Origin of the sequence: Oceanobacillus sp. CF4.6 (genome assembly GCF_051262635.1) — a bacterium.
Classification (GTDB): domain Bacteria; phylum Bacillota; class Bacilli; order Bacillales; family Amphibacillaceae; genus Oceanobacillus.
This window is the reverse complement of sequence record NZ_JBIMEX010000002.1, coordinates 63,650-85,778: the sequence shown is the minus strand read 5'-3', so window position 1 is coordinate 85,778 and position 22,129 is coordinate 63,650. Positions and strand designations below refer to the sequence as shown.

Genomic DNA, 22,129 nt, shown 5'->3' with positions numbered 1-22,129 from the left:
ATTAAATTTATTGCGAAATGTCAGAAATTAGATTATAGTATTAGATAGACGGATAGGAAACTGTCCTTTTATTTTAATCCAAAAATGAATGAGTATTCATTCAAAATTGATTGGGGGATAAATGATGAAGCATTCAATAAAAAGTGCCGCAGTACTTGGATCTGGTGTTATGGGCTCTGGTATTGCAGCTCACTTAGCAAATTCGGGGATACCAGTAATGATGCTTGATCTCGTACCGCGTGAACTGACAAAGGAAGAAGAGCAAAAGGGACTCTCAATGGAACATCCTGTTGTACGCAACCGTATTACTGCAGCCAGTAAAAAGAACTTATTAAAACAAAAGCCTTCTCCAATTACAACTAAAAAAAGTCTTGATTTAATATCGATAGGCAATATGGAAGATGACATGGAAAAATTGTCCAATGTTGATTGGATTATAGAAGTCGTTGTTGAAAATCTAGAAGTGAAAAAGAAAGTTTTTGCAAATATAGATACGTATCGAACGGAAGGAACAATTGTCAGCTCCAACACATCAGGGATTTCTGTAGAAGCTATGATAGAAGATTGTTCAGAGGATTTGAAAAAACATTTTCTCGGAACACATTTTTTCAACCCACCACGTTACCTCAAACTGTTGGAAGTAATACCAACAAAGCATACGGATCCAGAAGTACTTTCCTTTATGAAGCAATTTGGAGAAGATGTACTCGGAAAAGGTGTAGTCGAAGCGAAAGATACACCGAATTTCATCGCTAACCGAATTGGTACATACGGATTGCTTGTTACGGTAAGAGAAATGCAAAAAGGGGCATTCAGTGTTGGTGAAGTCGATTCGGTTACAGGTCCACTCATTGGCAGGCCGAAAAGTGCAACCTTCCGTACGCTTGACGTCGTCGGCCTCGATACATTCAGTCATGTAGCTAAAAATGTTTATGACCAAGTGCAAGGAGCTGAGAAAGAAGTATTCGATGTACCGGAGTTCATGAAGAAAATGCTTGAAAATGGCTGGCTAGGTGCTAAAAGTGGTCAAGGATTTTTTGTGAAAAAAGACCACGTTATTTATGAATTAAATCCCGAAACATTGGAATATGAAGATCGGAAAAAATTGAAGACAACTGCCACCGAAATGGCAAAGCAGGAAAAAGGCCCACGCAACAAATTGAAAGCGCTTGTATCTGCAAAAGGTGATAAAGCTGGGGACCTTGTGTGGTCTGTGCTGAAGCCAGTATTAATCTATTCTGCTGAACTGCTTGGTGAGATTGCGGATGATATTGTTTCCATCGACCAGGCAATGAAATGGGGATTCGGCTGGGAAGTTGGCCCATTTGAAACATGGGATGCAATCGGACTTCGTAAGTCTGTCGAACGGATGCAGGAGGAAGGAGAAACAGTACCTGATTGGGTGCTAAAAATGCTTGAAAAAGGTAATGAATCATTCTACAAAACAGGGAACGGATCCGTTTATTACTATGATCGTGAGGGGTATAACCAACAGGAATTTAATCAAAAAGAGATTAATATAAAGAACGTAAAAGAAGTGAAAGGAATTATTAAGAAGAATTCTGGTGCCAGTTTAATAGATATGGGCGATGGTGTTGCATTACTGGAATTTCATTCGCCTAGTAATGCGATTGGTCTCGATATTATCCAAATGGTCAACTACGCGATTGAGGAAGTCGACAGAAATTATAAAGGACTTGTGATTGGGAATCAAGGCAAAAATTTCTGCGTCGGTGCCAACCTCGCTATGATGCTGATGGAAGCCCAAGACGATAATTATTTTGAGCTGGATATGGTCATTAGGCAATTCCAGAATATGACGATGAATATTAAATACTCCGAGAAACCGGTAGTAACCGCAGCATTCAATATGACACTTGGTGGCGGGGCAGAAGTATCTTTACCTGCAGCAGCAATTCAGGCTTCACCAGAAACGTATATTGGTTTGGTTGAATTTGGTGTCGGACTGATACCTGGCGGTGGAGGGACGAAGGAACTTTATTTAAAAGAACTTCGAAATCTTCCGCAAGGCGTAGATTTTGATTTAACAAAGATTGGAAATAACGTTTTTGAGAAGGTTGCTACAGCTAAAGTATCCACTTCTGCTGCGGAAGCGATTGAAAATGGTTATCTTGATAGTAACGACAGGATTAGTGCGAACCCGGATCATCTTCTATATGACGCAAAGGAGCGTGTGCTTGCGTTAGTTAAAGCAGGATATAAAAAACCAAAACGTGAAAATATCCCTGTCGTTGGAGAAGCGGGATATGCGGCAATGGTTATGGGAGCAAAAACGTTGCAGTATGGAGGCTATGCTTCTGACCATGATGTGAAAATAGCTGAAAAATTAGCGTATGTATTATCAGGTGGAAGAATGAAAGAGGGAACGTTGATCGATGAGCAGGTCATGCTCGATTTGGAGCGTGAAGCATTCCTGAGTCTGATAGCAGAACCACTTACACAAGCGAGAATGCAGCACATGCTCGTAAAAGGAAAAGCATTACGTAATTAATCGAAAAGGGGGAGAAAATGTGAAGGAAGCAGTTATTGTTGCAGGCGCAAGAACACCAGTTGGAAAAGCAGGTAAAGGGTCCCTTTCAAATACAAGACCTGATGATTTAGCCGCGCTCACCATTAAAGAAACATTGAGACGTGCAGGAGGCTATGATGGAAGTATTGATGACGTCATTATAGGATGTGCTACCCCGGAAGCAGAACAGGGAATGAACATGGCACGAAATATCGCAGGTTTAGCAGGACTTAAGTATGACGTCCCCGGAATAACGATCAATCGTTACTGTTCTTCTGGCTTACAAAGTATCGCCTACGCTGCTGAACGTATTATGATCGGAGCAAGCGACACGATGATCGCAGGCGGGGCAGAATCTATGAGTCTACTACCAATGGGAGGGCATGTAATAAAGCCGAATCCGAGATTGGTGCAGGATACCCCTGGCTATTATATGGGTATGGGGCATACGGCAGAAGAAGTAGCAAATCGTTTTGAGATTTCCCGTGCAGATCAGGATGCGTTCGCAGTACAGAGTCACCAGCGCGCGGCAAAAGCAATTGAAAGCGGTAAATTTAATGATGAAATTGTTCCTGTCGAAGTCACAGAGCGTGTGGTAGGTAAGGATAATAAGATTGAAGAAAAAAGTTTCCAATTTGAAATGGATGAAGGAGTTCGGCAGGGAACGACAACCGAAATTCTTGCTAAATTACGGCCTGCATTTCATATAAAAGGATCCGTAACGGCGGGAAATGCTTCTCAGATGAGTGATGGAGCAGCTTCCGTACTCTTGATGGATCGGGAGAAGGCTGAAGCAGAAGGACTTACTCCATTACTGAAATTTCGTTCTTTTGCTGTAGCAGGGGTAGAGCCTGAAATTATGGGTGTAGGTCCGGTCGAAGCCATTCCAAAGGCGTTAAAGATTGCTGGACTGGAACTATCCGATATCGGCTTGTTTGAATTAAATGAAGCATTTGCCTCACAGTCTCTCCGTGTCATTCAGGCACTCAATCTGGATACGGATAAAGTCAATGTGAATGGTGGTGCAATTGCACTTGGTCACCCACTTGGATGCACGGGTACGAAATTGACATTGACACTTATGCATGAGATGAAGCGTAGAAATGAACAATTTGGTGTTGTAACAATGTGTATTGGTGGAGGTATGGGAGCAGCAGGGGTTTTTGAACTACTGTAAGGTAAACGGAATGTTGAAGATGGATTATAAATGAAATTAAAATAAAATTCCTATATAAGAAAGGAAGATTTTCATGAGTGAAACAAGAGAAAAATTATTTAAAGGTGGCGCGTTTTTAATTGAGGATCTGACTGGAAATGACATCATAACACCTGAAGATTTTACCGAAGAACATAAAATGATTGCTAAAACAACCGAAGATTTTGTAATTGGAGAAGTTTTGCCTAAAGTAGATCATCTTGAAAATCATGAATTTGATTACTCTGTTGAACTTCTAAAAAAAGCAGGAGATTTGGGGTTATTAGGTGCCGATGTGCCAGAGGAATATGGTGGTCTAGCATTGGATAAAATCAGTTCATCACTGATTACTGAAAAATTTGCACGCGCAGGTGGGTTTTCAATCACTCATGGTGCCCATGTTGGAATCGGATCACTGCCAATCGTATTTTTTGGAAATGATAAGCAAAAGGAAAAGTACTTACCAAAACTGGCAACGGGTGAATTACTAGCAGCATATGCATTGACTGAGCCAAGCTCTGGATCTGATGCGTTAAGTGCAAAAACAACTGCAAAACTTAATGAAGCACGAACACATTATGTATTAAATGGTGAGAAACAATGGATTACAAACTCCGCATTTGCAGATGTATTTATTGTCTATGCAAAAATCGATGGCGAACATTTCTCAGCATTTATTGTAGAACGTGAATTTCCAGGCGTTTCAACAGGAGCTGAAGAAAAGAAAATGGGAATTAAGAGTTCCTCAACCCGTACATTGATTTTAGAGGACGTTGAAGTTCCTGTAGAGAACCTACTTGGAGAAAAGGGTCGTGGGCATGTAATTGCATTTAATATCCTTAACGTAGGACGGTATAAACTGGCAGTTGGTGGTGTAGGTGGATCGAAACGTGCGCTAGAATTAGCTGTTAAATATGTGAATGCGCGCAAACAGTTCAATACGCCAATTTCAAGTTTTTCATTAACACAGGAAAAACTTGCGACAATGGCTGCTGGAATCTATGCAAATGAAAGTGCTGTTTATCGTACGGTAGGCCTATTTGAACAACGTATGGGTGCATTGACTGACGAACAGTTAAAGGATGGACGTGAAGTAGCTCGTGCAATTGCTGAGTATGCAATTGAATGTTCCATGAACAAATTTATGGCATCTGAATTACTTGATTACACTGCGGACGAAGCTGTACAAATGCACGGTGGATATGGCTTTATGCAGGAATATGAAGTGGAACGAATCTACCGTGATTCTAGAATCAACCGTATTTTTGAAGGGACAAATGAAATCAACCGCCTGCTTGTGCCTGGTACCCTTTTGAAGAAAGCATTGAAAGGTGAATTACCATTGCTGCAAAAAGCACAAGGTCTCCAAGAGGAATTAATGATGATGATGCCCGAAGAAGTCGGTACAGAAGCATTGGAACAAGAGAAATATTTATTGCGTAACGCTAAGAAAATGGTTCTCCTTGGAGCGGGCCTTGCTGCACAAAAATATGGCAAAAACCTGGAAAGAGAGCAAGAGATTCTTGTGAATTTAGCTGATATGACAGCAGAAGTTTACAATATGGAGTCAGCAATCCTTCGTACAGAAAAAGCAATCAGTAAAAACGGAGAAGATAAAAATAATATCAAGTTGCTATATACACAAGTGTATGTTCAGGAAGCATTCAATCGTATTGAAGCGAATGCAAAAGAAACATTGATAACGGTTGAAGAAGGGGACACACTCCGTACGATGCTGTCATCCTTACGTAAATTGACTCGTCACACACCAATAAATGTTGTAATTAAAAAACGTGAAATTGCAGCAGAAATTATTAAAGAAGAAAAATACGTTTTATAATGATGAGAAAGTCTCTGCGGTTCTAGTAGAGACTTTTGCTTTTTAACAAAGGCTGTTCTTTTGCGGCAAATCTATAAAGTGCGACGTAACTGCTGGTTTTCTATCAGTATGCAGGAACTTCGGCGACCGCTCTGGGAAATACACTTCTCTTTTCGCGGGCGGCTGGTGAGCCTCTTCATGCTGACGCATTTCAGAGTCTCACCTATGCCTTTCCTCCCGCAGAAGTCTACGTGTATTTCCCAGAGCTAGTTAGAAGGGTTGCTGACTATTACTACATTCGCGGGTAGCTGACATAGCATCAACAACTTCACCAGAGCGATCCCGGACGGCGATGGAAGCACACGATTTTGGATATCAGCTAGTAGTTACTTCGTATTTTATCTTAACTACGAAGATTATAAATCAGCAAACATTACGAAAAGAAGCTTAACTAAAAGCACTTATAATGGATTAATGCACATTGGGTTTGATATAATGAAATTCAATTTAGTGGTATGAGGGGGTTATCGGGTGGCATTAACATTTTATTGGTATCCAAATTGTGGAACATGCAAGAATGCGAAGAAATGGTTTGAAACTAATAATGTCGATTATACAAGTGTACATATTGTGGAAGAGAGTCCGTCAAAAGAAGAAATAATGAATCTGATGGAGAAAAGTGATCTTCCGGCAAAGAAATTTTTTAATACGAGTGGGAAGAAGTACCGCGAGTTAAGTATCAAAGATAAAATCAAGGATGCAAGCACGGAAGAAATGGCGGAAATATTGGCATCTGATGGAATGCTGATTAAGCGGCCCATTGTAACAGATGGCGAGATTGTTACAGTCGGTTTCAAAGAAGAAACATTCCAGGAAAATTGGAAATAAGTATAACAGGGACTAGAAAAAGAGAGCATTAAATTGTATAGTTAGATTGGAATTAATTATTGGAGGGATAAGAATGAGCTTACCAGAGGAATTATTGTATTCAAAAGAACACGAATGGATTAAAAAAGAGAATGGAAATGTACGAATCGGTATTACGGCATTTGCTCAGGATGAACTTGGCGATATCGTTTTTGTGGAATTACCTGAAGTTGGTGATGAGCTAACCGTAGATGAGCCCTTTGGTAGTGTTGAATCTGTTAAGACAGTTTCTGAATTGTATGCTCCAATAAGTGGCAAAGTAGTTGAAGTAAATGAAGAGTTGGATGACAGCCCAGAGTTTGTAAACGAATCACCATACGAGAAAGCATGGATGGTTGTAGTGGAACCGTCTAATGAATCTGAGCTTGATGAACTACTTACACCTGATCAATACAAAGAATTAACCGAAGAATAATGCTCCGTAGGCTGACTAAAGCACACAATTGTGTATAGTCAGCCTTAGTTTTATCATATAATGGATGTAAATAAGCATCTTTCTTGCTTGCATAAGGAGTGCTATGTGATGATAACTACTGAACCAGAGAAAGTAATTATTGTCGAAGGGCTGACAGACAAACGGCAGATTGCGAAGATTATCAACGACAATGTTACGATTATTTGTACGAATGGTACACTTGGTGTGGAGAAATTTGATGAATTACTGGAAACATATGAACTGGATGAGAAGGATGTTTTTATACTGGTAGATGAGGATAAGTCGGGGATGAAATTACGGAAACAACTTGCTCGCGAACTTCCACATGCGGAACACATTTATGTTAGCAGTGAATACCGCGAAGTAGCTGCAACACCTGAGAAGATTCTTGCGAGTGCTTTACTCAGCAAACATTTTTCCGTCCATCCCATATTTTTATTTTAGTGCAAAGGTATAAGGTGGTAAAAGGTGAAAACTATTACAGAAGAAACGCATAAACAAGACCGAATGTTGCTCTATATTTATACTCCATTTTGTGGAACATGCAGTGTTGCACGTGCAATGCTTGAAAAAATTGAAGCGGTTCATCAGGAAAACATATTTTATGAAATGAATGCGTCTTTGAACCCGGAATTTATGATTGAGAATAAAATAGAAAGTGTCCCATGCCTGTTAATTAAGGAAGACAGCCAAATAAAGGAGAAAATCTATGCCTTCCATTCGACAGGCAATATCTATAGTTATTTAATAAAGTATAAGCCTGAGTTGTTTGCGAAAAGCTAAGGATAATAGAAAGATACAAAAATTTAATATTGACATGAATATTTCACCGTGCTACTATAGTCTCACTGATTCAAAACTTAATATTTTCTATCTCTTATCTTGAGCGGTGGAGGGACTGGCCCTTTGAACCCGCGGCAACCTTCAAATTTAAATTTGAAAGGTGCCAATTCCTGCAAAGTAGTACTTTGACAGATGAGAGAACGTGAGACTTTATGTAAACTATTACGTCTTTCTGTTCTCGAGCAGATGGACGTTTTTTGTTGATTAAATGTGAATCATTAGGAGGATAAATAGTGATTTCAATTGAGGGTTTAAGTAAAATCTTTGCTCTAAATAAGAAAAATATAACAGCTGTTGACGATTTGACCCTTCATATAAAAGAAGGCGAAATCTATGGCGTAATCGGATATAGTGGTGCTGGTAAAAGTACGTTTGTACGCCTGCTAAACCGACTGGAAGAACCAACTGCAGGTAAAGTTATCATCGACAACCAGGAGATTACGGCTTTGAATACGAAACAGCTACGGCTTGCACGCCAGGAAATGGGTATGATTTTCCAACACTTTAATCTGCTTTGGTCAAAAACAGTTGAAGATAATATTGCCTTTCCATTGGAAATAGCAGGCGCATCCAAAGCGGAACGTTCTTTGCGGGTGCAAGAGCTAATTGATCTCGTCGGGCTTAGTGGACGTGAAAAGGCATATCCATCCCAGTTAAGTGGTGGACAGAAACAACGTGTTGGTATTGCGCGTGCACTTGCAAACAATCCGAAAGTATTGCTGTGTGATGAAGCAACATCTGCATTAGATCCCGAAACGACCAACTCCATTTTAAACTTATTGATGGATATTAATAAGAAGCTTGGTTTGACAATCATTTTAATTACTCACGAAATGCATGTTATTCGTAAAATCTGTAATCAGGTTGCTGTCATGGAGCAAGGGAAAGTCGTGGAACAAGGGCAAGTGCTAGAGGTATTCACACATCCGAAAATGCCAGTTACAAAGAAGTTTGTGGAACAAATTATGGGATCCAGTAGTGAAGATGATGATATATCGAATATTATCGATACGTATAGTAACGAGGGGAAAATTCTACGCTTGCATTTTCTTGGGGAAACTACAAATCAAGCCCTCATCAGTGAATTGGCGAAAAAGTTTGATATCGATCTGAATATATTGCAGGGGAAAATAACACAAACTCAGGCTGGCGGATATGGTACATTATTTGTCCAGGCGAAAGGTGAAATTGAGGAAGTTAATAAGGCAGTAAGCTTTATTCAGGAAGAAACCTCAGTAGAAGTGGAGGTTATCCGAGATGCTAACTAATTTATTTCCGAATATCGATATAGAGGATTTTTGGGTAGCTACTTATGAAACATTCTACATGACAATTCTGGCATTGATTGGGACATGTATTTTAGGCCTCATCTTAGGGCTACTTCTCTATCTGACAACAAAAGATGGAATTTGGCAAAATAGCTATGTTAATTTAATCGTAGCAGCATTTGTAAATATATTTCGGGCTATTCCTTTTATTATATTGATTTTATTGTTATTTCCTTTTACTGATTTTTTGATTGGAACCATACGCGGACCAAATGCAGCATTGCCTGCCCTAATTATCGGTTCGGCACCATTTTATGGGAGACTCGTTGAGATTGCTCTCAAAGAAGTAGATAAAGGTGTTGTCGAGGCGGCGAAATCAATGGGGGCAAAGACAAGCACCATTATTTTACGGGTACTTATTCCAGAATCCATGCCTGCCCTTGTCTCAGGACTTACGGTTACAGCAATTGCTTTAATCGGCTATACTGCAATGGCCGGTGTCATTGGCGCCGGTGGACTTGGAAATTACGCCTATTACTTTGGATTCCAGCGAAGAGACTTTGATGTTGTATTTCTTTGTACAATTATAATTGTTATTATCGTATTTATTTTCCAATTTATTGGGGACTTTATTACTAATAAAGTGGATAAAAGATAATTGATTTGTATATAGGCAGATGCCCATTTCAAATATATAAAAACATAGAAGGAGAGAAAAAGATGAAAAAAATTCTAGCATTATTATCATTAGCATTTGTACTACTATTGGCTGCGTGTGGTGGAGGAGATTCTGACACCGGAAGCGATAACGGAACTACGGAAGAAGGAACAGAAGAAACTACTGAGATTACTGTAGGTGCATCAAGTGTTCCCCATGCAGAAATTCTTGAAGAAGCAAAACCTTTGCTTGAAGAGCAAGGAATTACCTTAAATATTGAAGAATATCAGGATTATGTATTTCCAAATGATGACCTTGCAAGTGGTGACCTCGATGCAAACTATTTCCAGCATCTCCCTTATTTGAACCAAACGGTTGCAGACACTGGTTATGAAATTGAATCGATTGGTGGCATACATGTTGAACCAATGGGTGTATATTCACAAAGCATAACAAGTATTGACGAGATTCCAGACGGTACAGAAGTAATTTTGAGTAACTCTGTGTCTGACCATGGCAGAATTCTATCCTTGTTTGAAGCTGAAGGATTACTTACACTTGACGAAGGTGTCGAGAAATCAGAAGCAACCATGGAAGACATTGCAGAAAACCCTAAAAATTTAAGTTTCTCTCCTGACTACGATCCAGCTTTCTTACCTGAATATTACAATTCGGAAGAAGAAGCACTTGTTGTCATTAATACAAACTATGCAATAGAGTCTGGTTTAAGTCCACTTGATGATGCATTATTCATTGAAGGCGAAGAATCAGAATATGTAAATATTATTGCTGCCAAATCTGAAGATAAAGATAATGAAGCTTTAAATACATTGATTGAAGTACTTCAATCAGAAGAAATTCAAAACTTTATTATCGAAAACTACAAGGGTGCCGTAGTTCCTGTAGGTGGAGAGAATTAATTGAAAACTGAATAATGAGGATTCCAGAGGAAATGTTAGTTATTTATCCGTATTTTATGTAAACAATCTATTTGGAGTTATGGTTTAACCAAATATCGGTCTATTTCCTTGAAAAGGGGTTTATATCCGCTTTGTTAAGGGAATCGTCTTTGTGGTAACATTAATGTAGTTAAAAACTTGAAAGGGATGGTTCACTATTAATAGTGGAATAGACTTAAAGTATACTTCTGAAATGCAAAAAGGAATGACTCAATCACGACATGTCAACTATGAGGAATACGGAAGAAAGCTTGATAAACGTATTGAGGTTGAACGCCAACGCGATGAAGAATACAAAGAGGCAAAACAATTATCCTCTAATATGGATGGTCAACTCCCTAAATAAATACATGAAATACAATACTGATGTTCCTCATAGGAGCATCAGTATTTTTTTAATACGATAGAAAAAAGGTAACAGGAAAGAATAGTAAGGAACACATTAATTAGCATTCTCTATTTTCAATTAGAGAGTATATCAAAAGTGAAGAAATCCTCGATTTTCTGCTAATCTAAAAGAGTTGATTATTAATTTGAAATGCTTTAAGATTGGAATGAGACTAAATTGAGAATGGATGTAAATTCATTTGATTACTAGAAAATACAGTATTTGGAGGTATGTTTTATGTCAGGATCAGTTTTAGAAGTTAAAAATCTTCATGTATCCATTGAAGACAAAGAGATATTAAAAGGTGTAAACCTTACGATAAAAGGTGGAGAATTCCACGCTATTATGGGACCTAACGGAACTGGTAAATCAACACTTGCTTCTGCAATTATGGGTCATCCGAAATATGAAGTTACAGAAGGAAGCATTCTTCTTGATGGAGAAGACGTACTGGAAATGGCAGTGGACGAACGTGCTCGTGCAGGACTTTTCCTGGCAATGCAGTACCCAAGTGAAATCAGTGGTGTAACGACATCAGATTTCCTTCGTTCCGCAATTAATGCCCGTCGCGAAGAAGGCGATGAGGTCTCTCTAATGAAATTCATTAAACAATTAGATAAAGATCTTGATTTTCTGGAAATTGATCAAAGCATGGCAACACGTTATCTAAACGAAGGATTCTCTGGTGGGGAGAAAAAACGTAATGAAATTCTTCAATTAATGCAAATAAGCCCGGCAATTGCAATCCTGGATGAAATTGACTCCGGTTTGGATATCGATGCATTGAAAGTCGTTTCCAAAGGGATTAATAAAATGCGCAACGAAGAATTCGGTTGCTTAATTATTACTCACTACCAACGTTTGCTAAACTATATTACACCAGATTTTGTTCACGTTATGATGCAAGGCCGTATTGTGAAGTCAGGTGGACCTGAACTTGCTAAACGTCTGGAAGAAGAAGGTTATGAGTGGATCAAAGATGAACTAGGCATCGAAGACGAAACAGTTGAACAAAACGCGTAATGTAGGAGGGGTAATATGACTGTAGAAACTAAGCTTCCATTTGATAAAGATTATATCGACCAGTTTTCCAAAGCTCGTAATGAACCACAATGGATGAACTCGTTACGTCTTAGTGCTTTAGAAATGGCAGACACACTTGAGATGCCAAAACCGGATAAGACGAGAATCGGTAATTGGAATTTCAGTAATTTTAAGCACGAATTTACAGAAGGAGATAAAATCTCTTCCATAAAAGATCTGCCTGCAGAAATGCAAGCGTATTTTGATGAAGGAAATGCGAATGAGAATCTCTTGATTCAGCGTAATCAATCTGTAGCATATAATACATTAAATGAAGAACTTAAAAATAAAGGCGTTATTTTCACGGATATTTTTACTGCGATGAACGAACACAGTGATATAGTGGAAAAATATTACATGAAAGATGCAGTAGCAGTAGATCAAAACCGTCTAACTGCACTTCATGCAGCATTAATGAACGGTGGAATTTTTGTATACGTTCCAAAAAACGTTCAAGTTGAAGAACCATTACAAGCTATTTTCTGGCAGGAAAACCCAGAAACAGCATTGTTCAACCATGTTCTCGTTGTAGCTGAAGAAGGAAGCTCCCTAACCTATGTGGAAAACTATATTTCCCATAATGATGAGCAAGAAACAGTAGCAAACATTGTATCCGAAGTATTTGCACATGATAATGCACAGGTTGCCTATGGTGCAGTGGATCATTTCGCTGCTGGAACAACAACCTATGTAAACCGTCGTGGAGTTGGTCATCGTGATACAAAAATCAACTGGGCACTGGGTCAAATGAATGACGGAAATACAGTTTCAGAAAACATTACCTATCTGCTTGGAGACAATTCGACTTCAGAAGCAAAAGCGGTTTCTGTTGGGCGCGGTAAGCAAATACAGAACTTTACAGCTAGCATTCGTCAATACGGAAAAGAAACGGACGCTTATATTTTACAACGTGGGGTTATGAAAGGCAGTGCGACAACTATTTTCAATGCAATTGGAAAAATTGAGCATGGTGGTTCAGGGTCTAACTCTGAGCAGGAATCACGCGTATTGATGTTAAGTGAAAAATCACGTGGCGATGCTAACCCAATCCTATTAATTGATGAAGATGATGTTACTGCAGGTCACGCTGCATCTGTAGGTCGTGTAGATCCTCTTCAAATGTATTACCTGATGAGCCGCGGATTGAAACAAGAAGAAGCAGAACGCCTTGTTATTCATGGTTTCCTTGATCCGGTTGTATCTCAAATTCCGATTGAGTCCATTAGAAAACAATTGACTCAAGTAATTGAAAGGAAAGTTAATTAATGGATGTTCAAGCCATTAAAGAGCAGTTTCCAATTTTAAATCAGGAAGTCAATGGACATCCTTTAGTATATCTCGACTCTTCAGCGACATCACAAAAACCGGTCACCGTAATTGAGGCTGTGAATAAGTATTACCGTGAAGATAATTCAAATGTACACCGCGGTGTTCATACGTTAGGGACCAGGGCAACAGATAAATACGAAGGGGCCCGTGAAAAGGTTCGTGGGTTTATAAACGCCGGGAGTACAGCAGAAGTAATCTTTACCCGTGGTACAACGACAGCAATTAATACAGTTGCAACCAGCTATGCTCGTAACACGTTAAAAGCTGGGGATGAAATTGTCATTACACAGGTAGAGCATCACAGCAATATTATTCCATGGCAGCAGGCGGCAAAAGCAACCGGCGCAGCATTAAAATATATACCATTACAAAGCGATGGGACGATTACATTGGAAGATGTCCGCTCGACGATTACCGAGAATACGAAAATGGTGGCAGTCAACCATGTTTCCAATGTATTGGGCTCCATTAACCCAATCAAAGATATAGCCAAAATTGCACATGAAAAAGGTGCTGTCATTTTAGTTGATGGTGCACAGGGTGCTCCACATATCAAAGTGGATGTAGTAGACTTGGATTGTGACTTTTATGCTTTTTCCGGTCATAAAATGGTTGGGCCGACTGGTATAGGGGTATTGTATGGTAAAAGGGCTCTCCTGGAAAATATGGAACCTGTTGAATTTGGTGGAGAAATGATTGATTTTGTAGATCTATATGATTCAACATGGAAAGAACTACCTTGGAAATTTGAAGGTGGTACACCAATTATTGCTGGAGCTATCGGACTCGGCGCAGCAATCGACTTTATACTTGAAGTTGGCCAGGAAAACATTTTGGAACATGAACAAGAATTAGCAGACTATGCGATGGATCAATTACGTACAATAGATGGTATTACAATCTACGGTCCTGAAAAACGTGCCGGACTTGTTACTTTTAATCTTAATGATGTTCATCCACATGATACTGCAACCGTACTCGATTCTTTTGGGATTGCAGTGCGTGCCGGACATCATTGTGCACAACCATTGATGAAATGGTTAGAAGTATCAGCAACGGCACGTGCAAGCTTCTATCTTTATAATACAACTGAAGATATTGATCGTCTTGTAGAGGGACTGTTAAAAACGAAGGAGTATTTTGGGAATGGCTTTAAATAACCTCGATACACTTTACCGACAAGTAATTATGGATCATTATAAAAATCCAAAAAACCGTGGAAATATTGATGGCGATGCAGTAACGATTGACATGAATAACCCAACCTGTGGTGATCGAATACAGCTACAGATGCAAGTGGAAGATGGTATTGTTAAAGATGCCAAATTTGACGGGGAAGGCTGTTCAATCAGTATGTCATCAGCTTCCATGATGACACAGGCAATTAAAGGGAAAAAAGTGGAAGATGCGATTAATATGTCCCACGCTTTTTCGAATATGATGCTTGGAAATGAAATTGATACAGAAGAATTTGATTTGGAAGACATTGAGGCACTTCAAGGTGTTGCTAAGTTTCCAGCAAGAATTAAATGTGCAACTTTAGCATGGAAGGCTATGGAAAAAGGGGTACAGGAAGACTAAGGTATAATGTTTTTAAATACCAATAGGAGGTTTTAGTAATGGCTAAAAATATGCCAGAAATCGATGAGTATAAATATGGATTTCATGATAAAGACATCTCTATTTTTCGTACGGAGAGAGGCTTAACAAAAAAAGTCGTTGAAGAAATTTCCAAAATGAAGGAAGAACCGCAGTGGATGCTGGATTACCGTCTGAAATCTTTGCAACATTTCTATGATCGTCCAATGCCGCAATGGGGCGGCGATCTTACCGGCCTTGACTTTGATGAGATTGTTTATTATGTAAAGCCATCTGAAAAGCAAGGGACTACATGGGATGAAGTACCAGCGGAAATCAAGGAAACGTTTGATAAACTTGGTATCCCTCAAGCAGAACAAAAATACTTGGCTGGTGTATCAGCACAGTACGAATCGGAAGTAGTATACCATAGCTTGAAACAAGATTTATCAGATTTGGGTATCCTATTTACAGATACAGATACTGCATTGCGAGAACATGAAGATCTCTTCAGAGAATACTTTGGTAAGATAATTCCTTATTCTGATAATAAATTCTCTGCATTAAACTCAGCAGTATGGTCTGGTGGATCATTCATCTATGTGCCTAAAGGTGTTCAAACAACCACACCATTACAAGCATATTTCCGTATTAACTCTGAAAATATGGGGCAATTTGAGAGAACGTTGATCATCGTTGACGAAGGTGCTTCCGTTCACTATGTAGAAGGTTGTACTGCACCAGTCTATACAACAAATTCACTTCACAGTGCAGTTGTTGAGATCATTGTTAAGAAAGATGCTTATTGCCGTTATACAACGATTCAAAACTGGGCAAATAATGTGTATAACCTAGTGACGAAACGTGCAGTATGTGATGAGAATGCAACAATGGAATGGATTGATGGTAACATCGGTTCTAAATTGACAATGAAATACCCTGCAATCCTCCTAAGAGGCGAAGGTGCTCGTGGTAACACACTGTCCATCGCTATTGCAGGCAAAGGTCAAGTACAGGATGCAGGAGCTAAAATGCATCACTTGGCGCCAAATACGTCTTCCACTATTGTTTCGAAATCCATTTCCAAACAAGGTGGTAAAGTATCCTATCGCGGACTTGTTCATTTTGGCCGTAAAGCAGACGGAGCACGTGCAAACATCGAGTGCGATACGCTGATTATGGATAATGAGTCAACGTCGGATACGATTCCATACAATGAAATTTTAAATGATAACATCTCATTGGAACATGAAGCAAAAGTTTCGAAAGTTTCCGAGGAACAATTATTCTACTTGATGAGTAGAGGATTGACTGAAGAAGAAGCAACAGAAATGATCGTAATGGGCTTTATCGAGCCATTTACAAAAGAGCTTCCAATGGAATATGCAGTAGAAATGAACCGCCTGATTAAGTTTGAGATGGAAGGTTCTATCGGTTAATACTTCAAAAACCCCGTCACTTCAATATTTGTGGCGGGGTTTTTCTAATGTTAATTTTCAGTTTGTACCGAATTAATTTTTAACTGAACTATTTTTTCATCGATTATTAATCCCGCGTTGCAGATAAATCATTTCTTCAGCAAGCTTTTGAATTCTCTCGGAAATAGTATGATTTATTATTTCATCGCTTTCCAAGTTAAAGGAGTCATTTTGGATATAGACATTTCCCGTTGGAATTAATCCTTTAAAATAAGAAAGGATTGGCTTTAACTGATATTCTGGTACAAGAAAGTGGTTGTTAGACCATCCTGTTGCAACAATCCCAGTTACTTTATATTTAAATGCATTTTCAGGAAGAAGATCGAACAAGTTTTTTAACGCGCCCGATATGGATGCTTGGTAAATTGGAGTTCCAAATACAAGAAAATCGGCGGATAAAATTTTACTTACAACCGCCCTAGTATCATCATTATAATCTGCTAAAGGGGCACCAACGGAAAATTCAATTTCATATTCCCTTAAGTCAATTAACTCCTTTTGTATCGTTCGGTCATAAAGTTGAGCCGCGACTAAAACATTGTTTACAGCTAAAGATGTTTTGTCACCAGCCAGTGCTCCTGATATACCGACAAGTTTCATTACTAATCCCTCACTTTATCATTAATATCTACATTTAATAAGATACCGTTTTGATACCTGATACCTTTTTTCACCCATATCAATCCTATTCATTGTTTAAGTACAAGTATTTTACTGGACAACTCCTTTTTTAGTGAAGCTTAGCTTATCCTTTATTTTCCCGCAACTAATTTGCTTGTTTCCTGAGTGATTATTGGAGTGATTACTGAACTTGTTGACTCATCAACGGGGTTGGGCGCTGGTTTTAGAAACACATAATAACATGATCTAAAATTCGTTACTCGATAAAGACCGTAATCCCTACAATCAACTCCTTCCATTAGAAAGGGATTGATTATAGAGATTACGGTCTACTGTCTATTCACTCAAACATATAGCGAACAAAATTAGAAGATTTTCTGACAATCCCCTTAATTAGAAAATTAATGAGAATTAAGAAATTTGTTTTCATAAGATACTCTTAACTTTTCTAATCTATCGTATGTGCTTATTTTAATTCATTTTTTCAAAATATAAATCATAATGAAGGGAACATCCTGGATTAAAAGCTTGACGACATGAAGGACATGCATCGTCGCTATTTAAATACTCGTGAATCGTAAGTTCTTTTCCACACGACCCGCATAAAATGGCTCTTTCATCAAATTTGCTTTGTGGCCAAACTGCCTTTTTTCCGCATCCATATTCCTGATGGCAATTGAAACACGGGAAATACTCTCCACAACAATAGAATTTAATCGCAATTCTCTCATTTCGGCTATGATAATGTTTGCAACGAGTCTCAAGGTCAATAGCACCTTTCACTGTAATATGATGAATTATCAAGAGAATCAGCCCCTTTACTTTCTCTATTTTATATTATATTTGTTCAATAATATAAAGGGAAAAGTGATAAGCTTTGGGATTAAACCATTTCTTCAGAAGTTGTATATTCTATTTCAAAACCAAGATCCTCAATCATTTTATGGTCACTTGACCCTTCCTGACCAGCTGTCGTTAAATAATCACCTACGAAGATTGAGTTAGCAGGATACAGACCAAGTGGTTGTAGGCTTCTTAAGTTGACCTCTCTCCCGCCGGAAATTCGAATTTCTTTAGTAGGGTTAATGAATCGGAAAAGGCAGAGTACTTTTAAGCAGTAAGTTGGTGTCAGTTCATTCGTTCCTTCTAATAACGTCCCATCTATAGCGTGCAGAAAATTGACAGGGATCGAGTCGGCATTAAGAGCTTTTAATGCCCGTGCCATTTGAATGACATCTTCTTTTTTCTCCTTCATCCCTACAATCACCCCGGAACATGGAGAAATACCAGCTTCCTTGACCTGATTTACAGTAGCTACTCGGTCTTGATACGTATGACTTGTAGTAATACTACCATGATGTTGCTCGGATGTATTGATATTATGATTATAGCGGTCTACCCCTGCTTCTTTTAACTGTTCTGCTTGTCCAGGCTTTAGTATCCCTAAACAAGCACAAACTTTCATGTTGTAATTTTTTTTGATTTCTTCAACTGCAGACGTAACGGTATCAAGTTCCCGTTTCGATGGACCACGACCACTCGCAACGATACAATACGTGCCTGACTTCAGAAGATGCGCTTGTTTAGCCCCTTCGATAATTGTGTCTCTATCCATCATCCGATACTTTTGGACAGGAGACGTGGAATCCCTTGATTGGGAGCAATAACCACAATTTTCTGGGCAAAGTCCTGATTTTGTATTGATAATCATATTTAACTTTACTCGGTTACCATAATAATGCTTGCGAACTTGGTATGAACTATGTAACAGTTCCAGTAATTCATCATTGGGGCACTCTAAGACAGCATATGCCTCCTGATCATTTATTTCCTCCCCCAGCAAAACTTTTTCAGCTAATAGTTTCCAATTTGTCATGTAATTCCACCTTTAAGCAATATTTTTTTGATTCCGAAAAGCACTTTTTGCAATAAAACTCTTTTCAAGGCGATAAGCCATCACAGCTGCAAATATTGAAAGAACAATATCTTTAGGCAAAGGAAAAATCATCCAATACCAGGCCATTTGGTAGGTAAACCCTGTTGGTGCATCAAACCATAGAATGTAAGCAGCATACATCCAATTTGTACCAAAAATATAATTGATGGCCATTCCAATTAATGCAGCCAACATGTACCTAGGAGCACTTCGCCTTTTTTCTACAATTTTACCTGCTATATAAGCTATCAAAATAAATGATACGATAAATCCAAAAGTCGGAGATAGAAGAATGGAAGCACCACCTTTAAACTGGGCAAAGATTGGTGCTCCAGCTAACCCTAAAACCATGTAGATAAACATGGAAAAAGCCCCTAATCGACTACCTAGAATAAGTCCAGCTAAGATAGCAAAAAACGTTTGCAATGTTATTGGTACACCGCCAATGACCATAAAAGGAGCAATAGATGTAATGTTTGCTCCGACAGCCATCATTGCAACAAATAGACTGCCAATTGTAAGATCAATCGGAGTCCAATGATTTTTTGAATTCATAATTTTCACCCCCCCTTTAGGTAATCATAGAAGAAATAAATATCTTTTGTCAACCATTATTTTACGTAGGGTGACAATATAGGGAAAGAAGGTTTAATTCAGGATTCTATTTCTATTCCTTTTAATAATTTTGTCCGCATACTTGATAGGACAATTTTTCTTGCGGAGGACAGGCACTAAGCATATGATATGATGGTATTACATTATAATAGATGGTAGGGATTAAATTGGTTGTTTTCGTTTGTTTGGTAATTGGAGTGATTACTGCACTTGTAGGCTCAGCAATGGGGTTGGGCGGTGGTATCGTACTGATTCCTAGTTTATTATTTATGAGCTCTATTTCGGACAGTTTTTCATGGGCAACTCCACAGGCAATTGTTGGCATTTCGTTGATTACGATGGTGGTTACTTCGTTGGCCTCCACATTGTCTTATGCGAAGGGGAAACGTGTAGATTACCAAGCAGGTGTCTTGTTTTTAACAGGGAGCATTCCAGGAGGGGTAGTCGGTTCCTGGCTAAATCAATTTGTTGATACAGAATCATTTTTACTGTATTTTGGTATATTAATGATTGTTATTTCGCTTGTATTGTTACTGAAAAAGAAACCTTCTGCAAAGCGGATATACTCCGGAAATGAAAGTGGTCTGCGATCGTTTGAATTGTATGGTGAAACCTATTACTATAAGGTGTCTGTTTTCGGAGCATTCCTCTTGTCCGTTATCGTTGGGACATTATCAGGTTTGTTTGGAATTGGTGGCGGTTCAATCATGGTTCCGGCAATGATTTTATTATTTGGATTTCCTGCCCATATTGCAACAGCCACTTCGATGTTTATGATTTTCTTTGTAAGTATTGTAGGTGCAACGACACATATTTCACTAGGTCATATTCCATGGGAGTATGTGCTTTTCTTTATACCTGGTTCATGGATTGGTGGTAAACTTGGAGCAAAGGTAAATCAACTGATGCCCGGCAAAACGCTTGAATTGATATTACGGATTTTGCTTGTTTTCATTGGATTACGTATGATATATCAAGGGTTATAGTAAGGAGTAATATAAATGGAAGAGAAACTTTATTTTAATTATACAAATGATCTACATAGTAATTTCGAACAATGGCCACGAGTATCAAGCTATTTAAAGGAATCGAAGGCTCTCCGGAATCGAAGAGGGGAATCAAGTTGGATCATCGATATTGGCGATCATGTGGACCGTTCCCATCCAATTACAGAAGCTTCTATGGGGAAGTCCAATATAAAGCTATTAAATGATGCAGGTTATGATTTTGTTACGATAGGAAACAATGAAGGCATTACCCTATCCCATCAAGATTTATATCACTTGTATGATGAAGCGAATTTTCAGGTCTTATGTGCAAATCTAAATAGTACAGATCAAGAGGAACCACCATGGTTGAATAAAACAATCAAGATAGAAACGGTTAATGGCATAAAGATTGGTTTCATTGGTTTAACTGCACCATTTAATGCATTCTATGAACTGTTAGGCTGGCATATTTCTACTGAGTTTGATGCACTTGATAGCCATATCGCTGAATTAGAACAATCGGTGGATATTATTATATTAATGTCCCATCTTGGGATCAGCGTTGATCAGGAGATTGCAAGGAGGTATGAGGATATTGACGTCATTATTGGTGGTCACACACACCATCTGTTGCGTAATGGTGAAACCATAAATAATACGATTATAACCGCTGCAGGTAAGCATTGTTCTTTTATTGGGGAAGTAATTTTAACGTGGGATCATCATCAGAAAAAGCTCGTGAAAAAAGAGGCTTATACAACCGACATAACAAATAAAGCGAAAGATTTGCAGACAGAACAAACGATCCAAGAAATGCAAGCGGAAGCGGATAAATTACTTGGCAAGACCGTTGTGCATCTTGAACAACCGATAGAGGTCAACTGGTTTACGAATTCTCCAATCATGCAGGAGTTAACGAATACATTAAGAAACTGGACAAAAGCAGATGCTGCAATGCTGAATGCAGGGCTGCTGCTCGATCGTTTGCCTGCTGGTGCTGTCACATACAAAGATATACATCGCATCTGTCCACATCCTATTAATCCTGTGGTGGTTGACCTGAAGGGCGATGAGTTGATTGAAGTAATCCGGGCCTCTTTAACAAAGGAATTTATGGAGTTAAGACTGAAGGGGTTTGGATTCCGTGGAGAGTTGCTTGGCAAGATGATGTTCTCTGGACTAAAAGTGGAAACTGCTTTTCATAGGGATGGCGGGGAATATGTCAAACGCGTTTTACTGGAAAATGGTAAACAGGTGAACCCTGATCATACGTATTACATTGCAACCGCAGATACATTTACGTTTGGCCGGCTCTTGCCAGAAATTGCCAAAGCAAGTACAAAGCAGTATTTTGTACCTGAATTTCTGAGAGATCTGCTTGCACATACACTCCGCAGTAATTTTTCCTGATAGGCCATTACTACTTACAAAGGAATTGTGACACGTCGCCCCCTATTTGCATACAAATATAAGGTAA

At 38.8% G+C, this 22,129-nt stretch carries 22 protein-coding genes and 1 riboswitch; of the genes, 18 read left to right on the top strand and 4 right to left on the bottom strand.

Annotated elements, in window-relative coordinates:
- Nucleotides 1–124: 124 nt before the first annotated feature.
- The 16 genes from ACHABU_RS04035 to sufB all read left to right on the top strand — a co-directional run bounded on the left by ACHABU_RS04035 (nt 125) and on the right by sufB (nt 16,452).
- Nucleotides 125–2,512, top strand: coding sequence for a 3-hydroxyacyl-CoA dehydrogenase NAD-binding domain-containing protein (locus tag ACHABU_RS04035; protein ID WP_435762522.1), 2,388 nt, complete (start codon nt 125–127; stop codon nt 2,510–2,512).
- Nucleotides 2,513–2,531: 19 nt separating this feature from the next.
- Entirely contained in the window at nt 2,532–3,707 is a 1,176-nt protein-coding gene (locus tag ACHABU_RS04030) for an acetyl-CoA C-acetyltransferase (protein ID WP_435762520.1), read from the top strand.
- A gap of 73 nt (nt 3,708–3,780) precedes the next feature.
- Nucleotides 3,781–5,565, top strand: a complete 1,785-nt coding sequence (locus ACHABU_RS04025) for an acyl-CoA dehydrogenase family protein (RefSeq protein WP_435762518.1) — start codon at nt 3,781–3,783, stop codon at nt 5,563–5,565.
- A 510-nt stretch (nt 5,566–6,075) separates the two neighbouring features.
- Nucleotides 6,076–6,432 carry an arsenate reductase family protein gene (locus tag ACHABU_RS04020; RefSeq protein ID WP_435762516.1) on the top strand — a complete coding sequence of 119 codons (357 nt, stop codon included), beginning with the start codon at nt 6,076–6,078 and terminating at the stop codon, nt 6,430–6,432.
- Between the two features lie 73 nt (nt 6,433–6,505).
- Entirely contained in the window at nt 6,506–6,886 is a 381-nt protein-coding gene (gene gcvH / locus ACHABU_RS04015) for a glycine cleavage system protein GcvH (protein ID WP_435762514.1), read from the top strand.
- A gap of 108 nt (nt 6,887–6,994) precedes the next feature.
- A complete protein-coding gene (locus tag ACHABU_RS04010) occupies nt 6,995–7,351 on the top strand; it encodes a toprim domain-containing protein (protein WP_435762512.1) in 357 nt (118 codons plus the stop codon).
- Between the two features lie 24 nt (nt 7,352–7,375).
- Nucleotides 7,376–7,690 (top strand): thioredoxin family protein, encoded by a 315-nt coding sequence (locus ACHABU_RS04005; protein WP_435762510.1) that lies wholly within the window; start codon nt 7,376–7,378, stop codon nt 7,688–7,690.
- Nucleotides 7,691–7,781: 91 nt separating this feature from the next.
- Nucleotides 7,782–7,889: riboswitch (SAM riboswitch) on the top strand.
- Between the two features lie 94 nt (nt 7,890–7,983).
- A complete protein-coding gene (locus ACHABU_RS04000; protein WP_435762508.1) occupies nt 7,984–9,018 on the top strand; it encodes a methionine ABC transporter ATP-binding protein in 1,035 nt (344 codons plus the stop codon).
- Nucleotides 9,008–9,676 carry a methionine ABC transporter permease gene (locus tag ACHABU_RS03995; RefSeq protein ID WP_435762506.1) on the top strand — a complete coding sequence of 223 codons (669 nt, stop codon included), beginning with the start codon at nt 9,008–9,010 and terminating at the stop codon, nt 9,674–9,676. The genes ACHABU_RS04000 and ACHABU_RS03995 overlap by 11 nt, the downstream gene beginning before the upstream one ends.
- A gap of 62 nt (nt 9,677–9,738) precedes the next feature.
- Nucleotides 9,739–10,596, top strand: coding sequence for a MetQ/NlpA family ABC transporter substrate-binding protein (locus ACHABU_RS03990; protein ID WP_435762504.1), 858 nt, complete (start codon nt 9,739–9,741; stop codon nt 10,594–10,596).
- Nucleotides 10,597–10,840: 244 nt separating this feature from the next.
- Complete coding sequence (locus ACHABU_RS03985; RefSeq protein ID WP_435762502.1) at nt 10,841–10,981, top strand: hypothetical protein; 141 nt, start codon at nt 10,841–10,843, stop codon at nt 10,979–10,981.
- Between the two features lie 279 nt (nt 10,982–11,260).
- Entirely contained in the window at nt 11,261–12,046 is a 786-nt protein-coding gene (gene sufC, locus ACHABU_RS03980) for a Fe-S cluster assembly ATPase SufC (RefSeq protein WP_435762500.1), read from the top strand.
- A gap of 15 nt (nt 12,047–12,061) precedes the next feature.
- On the top strand, nt 12,062–13,372 hold the full coding sequence (gene sufD / locus ACHABU_RS03975) for a Fe-S cluster assembly protein SufD (RefSeq protein WP_435762498.1): 1,311 nt from the start codon (nt 12,062–12,064) through the stop codon (nt 13,370–13,372).
- Nucleotides 13,372–14,595, top strand: coding sequence for a cysteine desulfurase (locus tag ACHABU_RS03970; protein ID WP_435762496.1), 1,224 nt, complete (start codon nt 13,372–13,374; stop codon nt 14,593–14,595). Before sufD ends, ACHABU_RS03970 begins: the two co-directional genes overlap by 1 nt.
- Nucleotides 14,582–15,016 (top strand): Fe-S cluster assembly sulfur transfer protein SufU, encoded by a 435-nt coding sequence (gene sufU, locus ACHABU_RS03965; protein ID WP_435762494.1) that lies wholly within the window; start codon nt 14,582–14,584, stop codon nt 15,014–15,016. The genes ACHABU_RS03970 and sufU overlap by 14 nt, the downstream gene beginning before the upstream one ends.
- 38 nt (nt 15,017–15,054) lie before the next feature.
- The gene (sufB, locus tag ACHABU_RS03960; RefSeq protein ID WP_435762492.1) at nt 15,055–16,452 is read left to right on the top strand and encodes a Fe-S cluster assembly protein SufB; all 1,398 of its coding nucleotides are present in this window, start codon (nt 15,055–15,057) and stop codon (nt 16,450–16,452) included.
- A gap of 96 nt (nt 16,453–16,548) precedes the next feature.
- On the opposite strand, the gene ACHABU_RS03955 is transcribed toward sufB, so the two are convergent.
- From ACHABU_RS03955 to ACHABU_RS03940, 4 genes are all read right to left on the bottom strand, one after another.
- Nucleotides 16,549–17,091, bottom strand: coding sequence for an NADPH-dependent FMN reductase (locus ACHABU_RS03955; RefSeq protein ID WP_435762490.1), 543 nt, complete (start codon nt 17,089–17,091; stop codon nt 16,549–16,551).
- 492 nt (nt 17,092–17,583) lie between these two features.
- Complete coding sequence (locus tag ACHABU_RS03950; protein WP_435763668.1) at nt 17,584–17,895, bottom strand: CHY zinc finger protein; 312 nt, start codon at nt 17,893–17,895, stop codon at nt 17,584–17,586.
- 100 nt (nt 17,896–17,995) lie between these two features.
- On the bottom strand, nt 17,996–18,988 hold the full coding sequence (gene bioB / locus ACHABU_RS03945; RefSeq protein WP_435762488.1) for a biotin synthase BioB: 993 nt from the start codon (nt 18,986–18,988) through the stop codon (nt 17,996–17,998).
- Nucleotides 18,989–19,000: 12 nt separating this feature from the next.
- Complete coding sequence (locus tag ACHABU_RS03940) at nt 19,001–19,603, bottom strand: biotin transporter BioY (RefSeq protein WP_435762486.1); 603 nt, start codon at nt 19,601–19,603, stop codon at nt 19,001–19,003.
- Between the two features lie 227 nt (nt 19,604–19,830).
- Between ACHABU_RS03940 and ACHABU_RS03935 the strand changes: the two genes are divergently transcribed.
- Both ACHABU_RS03935 and ACHABU_RS03930 read left to right on the top strand, forming a co-directional pair.
- Nucleotides 19,831–20,649, top strand: a complete 819-nt coding sequence (locus ACHABU_RS03935) for a sulfite exporter TauE/SafE family protein (RefSeq protein WP_435762484.1) — start codon at nt 19,831–19,833, stop codon at nt 20,647–20,649.
- A gap of 15 nt (nt 20,650–20,664) precedes the next feature.
- Nucleotides 20,665–22,062 carry a bifunctional metallophosphatase/5'-nucleotidase gene (locus tag ACHABU_RS03930; RefSeq protein WP_435762482.1) on the top strand — a complete coding sequence of 466 codons (1,398 nt, stop codon included), beginning with the start codon at nt 20,665–20,667 and terminating at the stop codon, nt 22,060–22,062.
- The last annotated feature ends 67 nt before the right edge of the window (nt 22,063–22,129 follow it).